Here is a 13,800-nt window from a genome sequence, read left to right as displayed (position 1 = left end):
TTATTATTATAATAATAAAGCAATTACTTATCTAATTCCTCTGTATTCGAAATAAATTCTTCGATCTTATCTACCATATTTTTACTGCCACAATAGAATGGAGTACGCTGATGAAGTTCTGTAGGTTCCAATTCTAGAATGCGTCTTTTTCCATCAGAGGCACGTCCTCCTGCCTGCTCGGTAATAAATGCCATCGGGTTACATTCATAAAGTAAACGTAACTTACCCTTAGGTGTTTTTAGCGTTGAAGGATAAAGGTATACACCTCCTTTGATTAAATTACGATGACAATCGGAAACCAAACTCCCTATATAACGGGAAGTGTACGGGCGATTATCTTTTTCCTCCTGACAGTATTTTATATAATTCTTAATCCCTTGTGGAAAATGAACATAATTTCCCTCATTCACCGAATATACACTGCCATCTTCGGGACATTTCATATTAGGATGCGATAAATAGAAACTGCCGATAGCCGAGTTCAATGTAAAGCCATTTACACCATGTCCTGTTGTATATACAATCATAGTTGATGTTCCATATAAGATATATCCTGCCGCAGCCTGATTTACCCCCGGTTGAAGAAAATCTTCCATAGTCACAGGTGTTCCCACCGGTGAAATACGATGGTAAACCGAAAAAATAGTTCCAACAGATACATTTACATCAATATTGGAAGAACCATCCAAAGGATCCATAAGTACAACATACTTATTATTGTGTGATTGGTCAAGCCCTTGTATGGTTATAAAGTTATCGTTCTCTTCGGATGCTATACCACAGACAATTTCCCTGTTAACAAGCGTTTCAACGAATACATTGTGGGCATATAAATCGAGTTTTTGCTGATCTTCGCCCTGTATATTAGTTGTCCCCACTGATCCTATTATGTCTATTAATCCAGCTTTTCTCACTTTATAGCTTACCACTCGGGCTGCAAGAAGTATCGAATTAAGAAGACGTGATAATTCTCCTGTTGAATACTGAAAGTCATCTTGTCTTTCAATAATAAACTCATCTAAGGTTTTTCTGGTATTACTTTTCATGTGCTTATTTATATTGTAATTATATGAACAAGTGTTTAACTATATATAATGCTTTAGCACGAAAATAGTTCTAAGAATTGAATAGTAAATATTCTATCTGATAGCTTATTCAGTCATAACTTCCAGCTATTCTTACATTTAGTAAAGCAATAATTTATTCATTTTTTACCGGATAATTAGGACTCGTCAAGATAGTTTCTTTAAAGACATTCAATTTTCCGTCTTTAATATAAGGGGCACCTCTCTCGCTTAAGTGTCCAATCATTAGATTTCGCCATTGCTCTAACTCTTTTTGATATTTTTTATTTTTAGACAGATTCGTTGTTTCTCCCCTATCTTTTTGCAGATCGAATAATTGTTCCTCTCCTGTATGAAAGAACCATATATACTTCATTGTACCATCAGTTAAAGCAGCCCAATAGTTGTCATTTTCATAAATAGTAGCATGCTCGAAATCAATATAAGGTCTCCACTTCGTTTTAGAATCTTTAATAAGAGGAAGAACCGACATTCCATCCATTTCCTGTGGTTTATCGACATGTGCAGCATCCAGAAATGTAGGTAGAATATCTCTTAGTTCAACAACCTGAGTTATTTGCTGGTTGCTTTTTAGATGCATATTTCTAGGAGGTTTTACTATAAATGGAATATGTGACGAGCCTTCATAAGCATATGTTTTTCGCCAGTGATAATGATCTCCTAACATATCTCCATGATCCGATATAAATACAATCAGAGCATTATCATAAATACCTTTTTCTTTTAAAGCTTCAATAATTCTGCCTATTTGATCATCTACAAATGTAATTGCTCCATAATAATATCGGCGTGATTCGAGAGCATGTTCAAGTCCAAAATCACCAAAAGCTGCATCAGGAGTCATCTTTCTATCTGCAAAAGGTTGACACCAATCGCCAATAGAAGGTGCTGTTACTTCTTTATCACGATACATATCCGCATATTTCTTAGGGGGATCATAAGGACTATGAGGTCTGGCAAAAGAAATTTTCAAGAACAAAGGTTGTTTCTGATTATAGTTTTCAATAAAGCGTATAGCCTCATTTCCTGTCCATTGTGTGGGATGCAGTCGTTCTTCTAAAGCATATTCTTTTCCTTGATGGGCATTCCAGCCGATTCCGGTGGAGTCTGGATTCAATCCCGGAGCTTCCATGGCAAACCATTGACGGTAATCACTCACAAAATCAGGAGATTCCACCCTACCCGATTCATCCAAAAAAGTTCCATGAAAACCATGCAAGTTACGCTGCGGAGTCCAGTGCATTTTACCGATACCAAATGTAAAATAACCTGCATCACGTAGCATTTGAGGCATTTCGTGAGGATATTTGGGAGCAACTTTGTAATATCCCAACATACCATGTTTCCAAGGAGCATAGCCTGTCAATAAACTGGCTCTGGCAGGAGTGCTACTTGGCAATGACGAGTAGCCATTCGTAAACAAAGCTCCATCTTCGGCCAGACCATCCATATGAGGAGTTTGAATGTGAGGATTACCCATAGCTCCGACACAATCAAAGCGCTGCTGATCGGTCATAATTAAAATAATATGAGGTCTTGTCTGGTCTTGGGCTTTATGCTTGGTAGGAACAATCAAGCCCACTAATGTAAAAGAGATTAGTTTGAGTGTTTTCATAAGATAATAGCAATATAAGGTTAAGCCCTAAAAGGCTTGATAATAAATCAAAGGTATTAATAATAAGGCAGAATCTGAGATTTTTCTATTGATCAGACAGATTCTTTTTCTAATAGACTCGATTCAATAATAGAGTGTACTTTTTTTATTAAATCTGGAATATCATCTGATGATAAGTTTGCAGTATCAATAGGCTCATGGAATGTCAAAGATATTGCCGAAGGATACATACGCCAAGAGTGTATAGGGAGCACTTTATATGCACCATCAATTGTCAATGGAACAATAGGCAACTTAAGACTTAAAGCCGTCTGAAAAGCACCTTTTTTGAACTCTGCCATATTTCCATCAGGGGTACGATGACCTTCAGGAAAGACAACAGTCGACATCCCTTCTTTAAGAGTATCTCGTGTATTTTTCATTGTTTCAACAATTCCTTTTCTGCTCGATTGATCTACAAACACATGTCCTGCCTTAGCTGATGCAAGCCCTACTAATGGCATTTTTTTTAGACTTTGTTTCATTAGCCATTTAAAATTATGACCTAAATAACCGTAAACAAGAAAGATATCGAAAGCTCCCTGATGATTTGCTACAAATATGTATGATTGCTTTTTATCTAAGACAGATTTGCGGTTTACCTTTATTCGTAATAGTGCAACCACGCAAATAAAACGTCCCCAAATTACTCCCGGATAATACCCCCAAAACTTATTGTCACCTATGGTAGAGCCTATAATGATAGTCAAAGTACACCATATTGTTGCGATTATAAGTAATGGAACAAATATTAACCACTGATAAACCGGATATAAAATACGTATCATACAAATATAAACTAAATAGTTTCAAAACTTTATTAGTTTCAAATGTAATAGTTTTAAACGAAATGAAAAAGCGAGAACTATATCAATTATAGTTCTCGCCTGTATTTTAATAAAAAGGTTTTAGAATTTAGATTCCAAGATCTTTACATATTTGAACAATCTTAGTTTCTGTAGCAGCATCTACTTTATCAAAATCTTCACGAGATGGCAATTTATCAACCACTTCTATATAGAATTTAATCTTAGGCTCGGTACCTGAAGGACGAATAGATACTTTTGTTTTATCTTCAGTAAAGTATTGAAGAACATTAGATGTAGCAGGCATATCTAATTTCGATATTTTACCGGTAATAAGATCTTTAGCTTCAAGAATTTCAAAATCTTTTACCAATATAACCTTAGAACCTGCGATTTCTTCTAACGGATTATTACGGAAATTATCCATCATCGATTGAATCTCCTGTGCTCCTGACATTCCTTTTTTAACTACCGAAATACCTTTCTCTTTAGAAAATCCATATTCTACATAGATATCCTGAAGCATTTCGTAAATAGTTCTGCCATTATCTTTACACCAGGCAGCTATTTCAGCAAATAGAGCAGCAGCCGAAACCGAGTCTTTATCACGAATAAAGTCTTCTGCTAAAAAGCCGTAGCTCTCTTCACCACCTCCAATATATTTACGTTTACCTTCCAATTGACGCATTACAGATGCAATCCATTTGAAACCGGTAAAGCATTCGAACATTTCAACCCCATTTTTCTCTGAAATAACCTGAGTCAATTCACTTGTAACAATTGTACGAACAGTATATTCAGTTCCGGTTAGTTTTCCCAGTTCTCTCCAGCGTGTTACCAGATAATAAATAAGGATAATCATAGTCTGATTTCCATTCAATAGAATAAAATCTCCATTGGTATCACGAACACCTGCTCCGAATCGGTCTGCATCAGGGTCGGTTGCAAATACAAGTTCTGCTCCTGTTTCAATGCCCTTTTTCACGGCCATAGCCATTGCAGCAGGCTCTTCGGGGTTGGGAGATATTACAGTCGGAAAGTTTCCATCTACAACATCTTGTTCCGGTACATGTATTATATTGGTAAATCCATACGCTTTTAATGCTTTAGGTACTATCTGACCTCCTGTACCATGTATAGGAGTATAAACAATACCAATGTCATGATGGCGTTTAATAGCTTCGGGAGATAATAAGATTGCTTTTAGAGATTCGATGAATTTATTATCCATATCTTCTCCCAGCGATTCGATAAGAGCGGGATTACCTGTAAACTTAATATCAGAAACAGAGCTAATACTGTTTACTTCATCAATAATATTTTTATCATGAGGAGGCGTTACTTGTGCTCCATCATCCCAATAAGCTTTGTACCCGTTGTATTCTTTAGGGTTATGAGACGCAGTAAGTATAACCCCACTTTGACAACCCAAATTACGTATTGCGAACGAAACCTCAGGCGTTGGTCTTAAATTTTCGAAAAGATAAACTTTAATACCATTTGCCGAGAAAATATCTGCAACAACCTGACCGAAATATTTACTATTGTTACGACAATCGTATCCTATAACAACCTTAATCTGATCAAGGTGCGAAAACTGTTTTAATAAATAATTAGATAGTCCTTGAGTTGCAGCACCTATCGTATATTTATTAATACGGTTTGTACCTACTCCCATAATTCCACGGAGACCTCCTGTTCCAAATTCTAAATCTTTATAAAAAGATTCCATCAATTCAGTCTTATCTGAATTATCAAGCATGCTTTGAACGGCTGCTTTAGTTTCGGTATCGTAGTTTCCAGCTAACCAAATATTAGCTTTAGATGTTACTTGCTTTAACAGTTCTTTATTTTCCATACTATTTTGTGTATTTTATTTTCTATTATTTCTTAATCACAAATATAATAAAAGTAGATTGACCACAACCAAACTAATTAACAAATAATGCTCTTTTTATAAAAACAGAGTAGCTCTTATTTTATAAAAGAACTACTCTGCTGTACCAATAATATAATTCTTCCTAAATCGGGTTAAAATTATTTAGATATATCGGTCTTATTATTTTCTACCAGTTCTGAATCTTTTAGATGAACAGGTTTTGATTTTTTTCGCAACTTGGTATTGAAGAATTCCACTAATAAAGAGAATGCTATGGCAAAATATATATAGCCCTTAGGGATTTCACCTACAACAGATCCAAATATCGATATCTGTGACAGATGTGCTGCTTCAACCAACAACATAACACCTATTAAGATAAGAAATGAAAGTCCAAGTATCTGTATCGTTGGATGTGTGTTTACAAATCGGCTCACAGGTCCTGAAAATAATAACATAACCACAACAGAAACAACTACCGCAGTTACCATTATAGACATGGCTCCCACATAACCGAATTCATTGAAGCTAACTAATCCAACAGCTGTAAGGACACTGTCGAAAGAAAAGACAATATCGAGTGCTATAATTTGTACTATTACTGACACAAAACTTGTTTTGCGAGGCTCTTTGTCATGATCTTCCATACCTTCTAATTTATGGTGTATTTCGGTTACACTTTTATACAAAAGAAACAAACCTCCGAAGAAAATAATTAAGCTTTGTCCCGAAATTGATCCATCAAACCAGGAAGTATCAATAGTTATGATCGGCTGAGTTAGTTTCATCAACCATGAAATACAAAACAATAATAGTATTCTGAAAAACATGGCACAAATCAAACCTATCGATCTGGCTCTGGGCTGTTGTTCCGGAGGTAGCTTTGAAGACATTATTGACAGAAAGACAATATTATCGACTCCTAAAACTATTTCAAGAAAAGTCAATGTTAATAAAGCAATCCATGCAGAAGGAAGTAAAAAGGTTTCTAAAATTTCCATAAGTAAAGGATATTTCTAAATTTGCCACAAATATAATTTTATTCCAGATAGCTATACATATTTAATACCATAAATATTTGCAGCTACTGAAGTTTATAAAATGGACTAAATAAAAAGAGGTCTTTTTTCATTGTGTTGGCGAATAATAACAATCGTAAATTATTAATAAGAAATGTTATAACAAATAGTTGTAATAACTTATCTTTGCCTATAATTAAAGTCTCAGACCTATTTATTGTCGGCCCAAGTATAAGAATGATTGTTCGTTATAGCTTTGAAATACGGCATTAAATATTTTCAGTTACTTATAGAGTACATTTCAAATTATTATTATTTATTGTTAATGAAGAAATATGTATCCCTCATATTGATATTCTTAGCACCTTTAAGTGCTTATTCTCAACATTTATTACGACACAAAACTACAAAAACTATCCCTGCTGATCCGATAGATATTCAATATTATTCTAAAAAGAATGGATGGGGAGCTGCTGCTCAAATTTTCACTCTCAATATGGGAATCTGGGCGTTTGATCGCTACATCATGAAGGAAGATTTTGCTTATATCGGCTTTAATTCGATAAAAGATAATTTCAAAAAAGGATTTTATTGGGATAATGACCAGATTGGAACTAATATGTTTCTACATCCTTATCATGGTAGTTTATACTATAATTCTGCTAGATCAAGAGGATTCAATTACTGGGAGTCCGGAGCATTTGCATTGGCAGGTAGTGCCATGTGGGAATTAGCTATGGAAAATGAACCCCCTTCGAGCAATGATATTATAGCGACGCCAATTGGTGGAATGGTTTTAGGAGAAGTGTTCTACAGAGCTTCTGATCTGGTATATGACGATAGGAAGCGAGGAGGAGAAAGGTTCAGACGCGAATTCTTGGGTTTTCTGATATCTCCGGGAAGAGGACTTACCCGAATAATAAATGGAGATGCCTGGAAAAAAAGATCAACCTCCGGACGCCAATTCGGAATTCCTGAGATTAGTGTTGAAGTATCAGCAGGAATAAGGATATTAGAACTAAAAGATGATATATTTGACAAAGGAGCTGGTTTTACAAGTTCCGTTACTATTGAATATGGTGATCGTTATGAAGAGGTAAGCACCAAACCATTCGATTATTTTACTATACAAGCTAATTTAAATATACAAAACTCGCAGCCCGTGCTTGGGCAAATAAATGTAATAGGTCGCCTATGGAGTAGCCTGTTAGTCGATACATCTAAAGACTATTTGGGAATAGGCTTTTATCAGCATTTCGATTATTATGATTCAGATACAATATCAACAAAATCGAATGAAATTCCCTATAAATTAGCAGCTCCAGCGGCTTTTGGAGTGGGATTTATACATGAAAGTAAACGCTTTGAAGATTGGAATTTTAGCTCCTATGTTCATCTTAATGGCATCCTATTGGGAGCAACATTAAGCGATCACTACAGAGTCTCTAATAGAAACTACAATCTAGGAAGTGGTTTCGGCTGGAAAACAGGTATTAATATTTCTTACAAAGATAAAATCGGTTTATCGTGGTTATACGAGGGGTATAGGCTATTCACATGGAAAGGTTATCCCAAAGGAACCGATCTGGATACTGTTGATTATTTAAATTTGAATGCTCAAGGTGATAATTCTAATGCAACACTTAACTTATCCACTCTCCGAGCTGATCTTAAACTACAGAATAAGATACACTTAACAGGTATGACAACTATATATAGACGTTCGACACACTATAAATACTTTGAGGATGTGTATTCTGTAACTGCAGAGGGTCGATTGATGTTGACTTATAAATTTTAGAGCATTCTATCTTTCATCAAAATATAAAGGACAGACTTATATTAAGTCTGTCCTTTAATTATATATGTAATCTTTAGATTAATGGCAACCACATCCAGATCCACATGAAGAACCTTCAGACTCATCTGAACTTCCACATCCACAACCTGATCCGCAGCCTTCAGAATCGTCAGAACTTCCACAACCGCAACCTGAACCACATCCACCGCCTTGAGGAGCGAATAATGCAGCGATTTCTTCCGCTGAAGCTTCTCTTACCGATAATACATTACCTGTAAAGTGCAAAGTTTCGCCGGCTAGAGGATGATTAAAGTCCATTTTAACAACGTCATCGCTAACTGAAACAACAGAGCCGTTAAGTCTGTTACCGTTAGAATCCATCATTGGAATAGTATTTCCTTCAAATACAACGCTTTCATCCATTTTACCATCCACTTCAAAGATATTTTTAGGTAAATCCACTAAATGATCATCGTCATATTCTCCGTATGCCTGATCAGGAGTAAGCACAAAGTCAAAAGAATCTCCTTGTACCAAACCATCTACATTTTTCTCAAAAGCTTCAAGCATAGAATTTGTTCCAAAGATAAACTCAAGTGGTTGCTCAGGAGTTGCTTTTTCCATTAACTCTTTTTCGTCACCTTCGCCAACATTCAAGTCATAAGATAGCGAAACAAATTTATTAGGTGAAATTTTCATTTTAATTATTTTATATTACTTAATATTCAATCGCCCGGTATTTATTTCAGGCTATTTTTAGTCATCTCAAAATACATAACAAGAATCATGCCTTTTTGTTGTATGTATCTTATTTTATTTGTTTTTTATAGCAGCTTTTAAGTTATTTAGAGCTTTTTCTATTACAGATCTTGGAGAACCAACATTTAAGCGCATAAAGCCCTCCCCTCCCTTACCAAACATTGAACCATCATTCAATGCCAGTTTAGCAGCTTTTACAAACAAAGATACCAAGTCTTTTTGAGACAAGTTCAATTCTCTGCAATCAAGCCAAACAAGGAAAGATGCTTCGGGTATCATTGCTTTTATTTGAGGGATATTTATTTTCAGAAACTCCTCTACAAAAAGGATGTTTCCCCATATATATTCTTTTGCTTCTGTAAGCCACTCCTCACCTTTTTCATATGCAGCCTGAGCTGCCAAATAGGCAAAAATATGTCCTTCTTCTAATTCGCTACTTTTTAGATAATTATTAAATCTTATTCTTATCTTCTCATTAGGTATTATAGAATATGAACTAACTATTCCTGCAATATTAAAGGTTTTACTGGGAGCCATAAACGTTATACTGTTTTGGGCTGCTTTGTCTGAAACTGATGCAAAAGGTATATGTTTATTATTTCCGAAAGCCATATCCGAATGGATTTCATCCGATATCACAAGTATACCACTATCATAACATATTTCAGCCAGATCGACTAGTTCTTGTTTAGTCCATACTCTTCCTCCTGGATTATGGGGATTACAAAGTATTAATATTTTCGTATTCGAATCGATCCGTTTCTTCAGATCAACCAAGTCCATTTTATATTGACCGGCCTCTAAAAACAAAGGATTGTCAACTACTTTTCGTTGGTGCAAGGTTGGTATAATTTTGAATGGATGATATACCGGAGGTTGAATTATAACATGATCTTCTTTTGTCGAAAAGCAATCGATAACAAAAGCTATTCCTTTTACAATACCCGGGATAAAAGTTATCCATTCTTGATCGATGTTCCAATCATGACTTCTTTTTACCCAATTGATAATAGAGTTGTAATATTGAGAGCAAGGACAGGTATAACCAAATAAACCATGCTTAGCTCGTTCAATAATAGCCTCTGAGACTGCTGGAGGTGATAAAAAGTCCATATCGGCTACCCATAAAGGTATTAGATCATCACTGCCATATCTTTCTTTTAAAACGTCTGTTTTTAGGGCATTAGTTCCCTTGCGATCTATGATTTGATCAAAATTATACTTCGCCATTATCAGATTTATATCAATTTAGGTATTGCAAATATTATAAATATACCATAAGCTACTAATGTCTTTATTTTGAGACACTAAGTCTAAACAACCATTTTATGAAGTATAATTATAATTCAAACTGGAAGCAAAGGTAATAAAATAAAGAAGGAATATTTCTAAAAAACGCAGATAAGTAGCAGGAAGTATCACTTATAAAATTTGAAAAAAGTTAAGATAAAGATAATAAGCTTTAATTATTACACTTACCTAGCCGACAAATCGATATGAAACGACAAAACAAAAGGCTGCCAAAATTGACAGCCTTTTGCACAATGATATACTTTTTTATATTTTATTTTGCAGTTTTTGATTTATCCTCTTTTCTTTTCAAGATATCATAAGCAACAGGCGTTGCAATAAATACCGATGAATATGTTCCAAGAATAATACCTAACAACATTGCAAAAGTAAAGCTTCTGATAGAATCACCTCCTAAAACAAAGATACAAATCAACACTAAGATAGTACTCAAAGAGGTACTAACTGTTCGAGTCAAAGTTGTATTCAGTGAATCATTAATATTTGTAGCAATATCTCTTAATGGAAAGTCACGTCTTCTTTCACGTACACGGTCAAAGATTACAACCTTATCGTGGATAGAGAATCCAACTACAGTTAAAATCGCTGCAATAAATGTTTGGTCAATCTCTAAAGAGAAAGGCATAATCTTATGGAAGAATGAATATGCGAAGATCACAATAGCGGCATCGTGAGCTACAGCAATAATTGTTCCTAAAGAGAACGCTACATCTCTAAATCGAAGCAGGATATATAATCCCATACACAGAATTGCCAGAAGAACCGCACCTACCGCTGCTGTTTTCATATCATCAGCAACACTAGGACCTACTTTTTGAGAACTTTGAATATAATCGTCTATAGTTTTTCCAGAGGCTATGTAACTGCCTAATGCAGTATTCATTTTTTCTTTAATCTCTGTTTCAACTTCGTCTCTTGCATCTTCGATTTTGTAATTGGTAGTAACTCTCACTTGATTGCTTGAGCCGATAGTGATAACACTAACCATTGACTCTTCACCTAATACAGGTTTAAGAGCCTCTGTAATGTCTTCTGTATTTACCGGATTATCAAAACGAATAATATAATTACGTCCTCCTGTAAAGTCAATACCATTATTCAAGCCTAGAGTGAATACAGATATAACACCTAATAGAATTACAATCAACGAAGCTGCATACGCTTTTCTATGTAGATTCAAGAAATTGATCTTAGTATCCATCAAGAAATTGCGAAGAGGTTTTGATGTAAATGTCAGGTTTGCAAATTTACCTTTAGAGAAACCATAGTTATAAACCAAACGAGTCATAAATATAGCAGTAAAGAATGATGCCGAAATACCGATAATCTCAGTGATTGCAAATCCTCTGATGGCTCCAGTTCCAAAATTATAAAGGATTAAACCTGTTATAATAGAAGTTAAGTTAGAGTCAAAAATTGCAGAAAACGCATGTTTATAACCATCCTGTACAGCAGTTTTCACATTCTTACCGGCACGTAACTCTTCTTTCGTTCGTTCGTAGATAAGTACGTTTGCATCTACTGCCATCGCCAGAGCTAAAACCAAACCGGCAATACCCGGTAGAGTTAACACCGCATGGAATGATGCAAGAACACCCAGTGTAAAGAATAAATTAAGTAACAAAGCTGCATTCGCAATCATACCCGGTATAAATCCATATACAAGACACATATATATCATTAGAACAATGATTGCCACTACAAACGATATAAGTCCGGCTTGAATAGACTCCTCTCCCAGAGAAGGTCCTACGATATCTTCTTGTACAATACGTACACCTGCACGCATTTTACCCGACTTCAAAACATTCTCTAAGTCTTTTGCCTCTTCTACAGAAAAATTTCCTGTAATGGAAGAATTTCCACCCTCTATACGATCATTTACATTTGGAGCAGAATACACATAACCATCAAGTACAATCGCAATAGAACGTCCTCTCTCGGCTCCTGTAATGGCTGCCCAACGTTTTGCTCCTGTAGAGTTCATTTGCATACTTACACCCCAGCCTTGCCCTTGTATCTGATCTGCTGTAGCAGTTACTACTGCATCACCATCTAACGCAGGACCTCTTTTAGTTCCATCACCACGAAGAGAGAATAATTGGAATAAAGTTTCTTTGTCATCAATTGCTTTGAATCCCCAAGCGAACTTAAGATCGGTAGGATATAAATCTTTTGATGCACGAAGTATCGTATTTATAGCTGCGGTATCTTTTCTGTCAGCAATAGCAACAACAGAACCTCCACCCCATTTTCCATCAAAATATTCGAATAACGATTTGTTGAACGGAGTAGCTATTGAGTCTACTTCAACAACTGTAACAGACGATAAAGAATCTGAAGATATAGAATCAGTACCAACTGTTTTATTTGTAGAATGTTTTCCTGCTAATAATTCAACGCTTCTTGAATTGATCGCACTTAAATAACCTTGAATATCTTGTAGATTATAAGTTTTCCAGAACTCAAGGTTTGAGTTACCTTGCAAAAGTTTCTTTACACGTTCGGGTTCTTTAATTCCGGGTAATTCAATAAGGATACGCTCTGCACGATCTAATTTTTGAATATTTGGAGCTACAACACCAAAACGGTCAATACGTGTACGCAAAACATTGAATGAATTATCTGCTACACCTTGTAATTCTTTTTCAAGAACTTTTTTTACAGTGGCATTATTATCTGTTGGAGCTATTTGGTCTTTTAGTTTTGCACCAAATACCATTGCTAACTTACCAGACTTATCTATAGCCTCGTATTTTTCGAAAAATAATGTAATAAAATCTTTATTACTACCTCTGCGATTTTCTTCTACAGCTTGTTGTATTGCTTTGTTGAATTGAGCATCTCCCTCATTAGCCAATGAGCGCAGCACAGCAGCAGCATCAATTTCAAGGATAACATTCATACCACCTTTAAGGTCTAGCCCTAAACCGATTTCTTTTTCTCTGGCTTGTTTCAGGGTATATCCCAACCATACTTTTTCTGTAGAAATAGAGTCCAGATAATGACTCTGAGCATTAAGATCACCATTAGAGTATTCTGCGGCTTGTTTTTCATAATATCTCGTCACAAAGGAGAATGATAAATAAAAACAGCAAACGACAGTCAACAAAATGGCAAAAGTTATTACAAATCCCTTGTTTTGCATTTTAAAGTTACTTTTGTTACTATTTGTTTATTTTAATATTTAATTTTCAATGATATAAATTCCAAAACCTCTTGTAGTTATAAATACATCCAAATGATATAATAATGCAAATATATCTTAAGAAATAGCTTAGAATACGACTTAAGCGTGCAAATATAATCTTTTTTATCTTTTTCTATATTGAAATACGGGCTTATTTTAAAATCGACCGGTCTATCATAAAACTTAGTACTTATTAAACATTAATTATCAATATCTTAAAAAATATTTTCAAAGATACACTTATATTTTTTCAAAATAGGCTTGCGGATGCAAAATATTTGCCATACTTTTGCAAC

General features: G+C 35.0%; 9 protein-coding genes. 1 reads left to right on the top strand and 8 read right to left on the bottom strand.

Translation table 11 applies throughout. The features are described 5' to 3' along the window. Positions 1-23: 23 nt before the first annotated feature. From fbp to G7051_RS15745, 5 genes are all read right to left on the bottom strand, one after another. Positions 24-1,046 (bottom strand): class 1 fructose-bisphosphatase, encoded by a 1,023-nt coding sequence (fbp, locus tag G7051_RS15765; protein WP_166201779.1) that lies wholly within the window; start codon positions 1,044-1,046, stop codon positions 24-26. Positions 1,047-1,200: 154 nt separating this feature from the next. Continuing rightward, a complete protein-coding gene (locus tag G7051_RS15760) occupies positions 1,201-2,700 on the bottom strand; it encodes an arylsulfatase (protein WP_166201777.1) in 1,500 nt (499 codons plus the stop codon). Positions 2,701-2,792: 92 nt separating this feature from the next. Beyond that, entirely contained in the window at positions 2,793-3,527 is a 735-nt protein-coding gene (locus G7051_RS15755) for a 1-acyl-sn-glycerol-3-phosphate acyltransferase (protein ID WP_166201775.1), read from the bottom strand. Positions 3,528-3,654: 127 nt separating this feature from the next. Continuing rightward, positions 3,655-5,403, bottom strand: coding sequence for a phospho-sugar mutase (locus G7051_RS15750; protein WP_166201773.1), 1,749 nt, complete (start codon positions 5,401-5,403; stop codon positions 3,655-3,657). A gap of 179 nt (positions 5,404-5,582) precedes the next feature. Then, positions 5,583-6,425, bottom strand: coding sequence for a TerC family protein (locus G7051_RS15745; RefSeq protein WP_166201771.1), 843 nt, complete (start codon positions 6,423-6,425; stop codon positions 5,583-5,585). A 343-nt stretch (positions 6,426-6,768) separates the two neighbouring features. On the opposite strand from G7051_RS15745, the gene G7051_RS15740 reads away from it, so the two are divergent. Beyond that, on the top strand, positions 6,769-8,244 hold the full coding sequence (locus tag G7051_RS15740; protein ID WP_166116974.1) for a DUF3943 domain-containing protein: 1,476 nt from the start codon (positions 6,769-6,771) through the stop codon (positions 8,242-8,244). A 78-nt stretch (positions 8,245-8,322) separates the two neighbouring features. Here the strand turns inward: G7051_RS15740 and G7051_RS15735 are convergent, their stop codons facing one another. The 3 genes from G7051_RS15735 to secDF all read right to left on the bottom strand — a co-directional run bounded on the left by G7051_RS15735 (position 8,323) and on the right by secDF (position 13,462). Further along, positions 8,323-8,943, bottom strand: coding sequence for a peptidylprolyl isomerase (locus G7051_RS15735; RefSeq protein WP_166116972.1), 621 nt, complete (start codon positions 8,941-8,943; stop codon positions 8,323-8,325). Positions 8,944-9,057: 114 nt separating this feature from the next. After that, entirely contained in the window at positions 9,058-10,233 is a 1,176-nt protein-coding gene (locus G7051_RS15730) for a MalY/PatB family protein (protein WP_166201769.1), read from the bottom strand. Positions 10,234-10,567: 334 nt separating this feature from the next. Next, positions 10,568-13,462, bottom strand: coding sequence for a protein translocase subunit SecDF (secDF, locus tag G7051_RS15725; RefSeq protein WP_166201767.1), 2,895 nt, complete (start codon positions 13,460-13,462; stop codon positions 10,568-10,570). Positions 13,463-13,800 lie beyond the last annotated feature (338 nt).

Origin of the sequence: Dysgonomonas sp. HDW5B (assembly GCF_011299335.1) — a bacterium.
Taxonomy (GTDB): Bacteria; Bacteroidota; Bacteroidia; order Bacteroidales; family Dysgonomonadaceae; genus Dysgonomonas_A.
This window is presented reverse-complemented; position numbering and strand designations above follow the sequence as displayed.

Bases quoted from the DNA above. Each gene is read 5' to 3' on its own strand.
- fbp (WP_166201779.1), bottom strand. From the start codon at position 1,046: ATGAAAAGTAATACCAGAAAAACCTTAGATGAGTTTATTATTGAAAGA.
- G7051_RS15760 (WP_166201777.1), bottom strand. From the start codon at position 2,700: ATGAAAACACTCAAACTAATCTCTTTTACATTAGTGGGCTTGATTGTT.
- G7051_RS15755 (WP_166201775.1), bottom strand. From the start codon at position 3,527: ATGATACGTATTTTATATCCGGTTTATCAGTGGTTAATATTTGTTCCA.
- G7051_RS15750 (WP_166201773.1), bottom strand. From the start codon at position 5,403: ATGGAAAATAAAGAACTGTTAAAGCAAGTAACATCTAAAGCTAATATT.
- G7051_RS15745 (WP_166201771.1), bottom strand. From the start codon at position 6,425: ATGGAAATTTTAGAAACCTTTTTACTTCCTTCTGCATGGATTGCTTTA.
- G7051_RS15740 (WP_166116974.1), top strand. From the start codon at position 6,769: ATGAAGAAATATGTATCCCTCATATTGATATTCTTAGCACCTTTAAGT.
- G7051_RS15735 (WP_166116972.1), bottom strand. From the start codon at position 8,943: ATGAAAATTTCACCTAATAAATTTGTTTCGCTATCTTATGACTTGAAT.
- G7051_RS15730 (WP_166201769.1), bottom strand. From the start codon at position 10,233: ATGGCGAAGTATAATTTTGATCAAATCATAGATCGCAAGGGAACTAAT.
- secDF (WP_166201767.1), bottom strand. From the start codon at position 13,462: ATGCAAAACAAGGGATTTGTAATAACTTTTGCCATTTTGTTGACTGTC.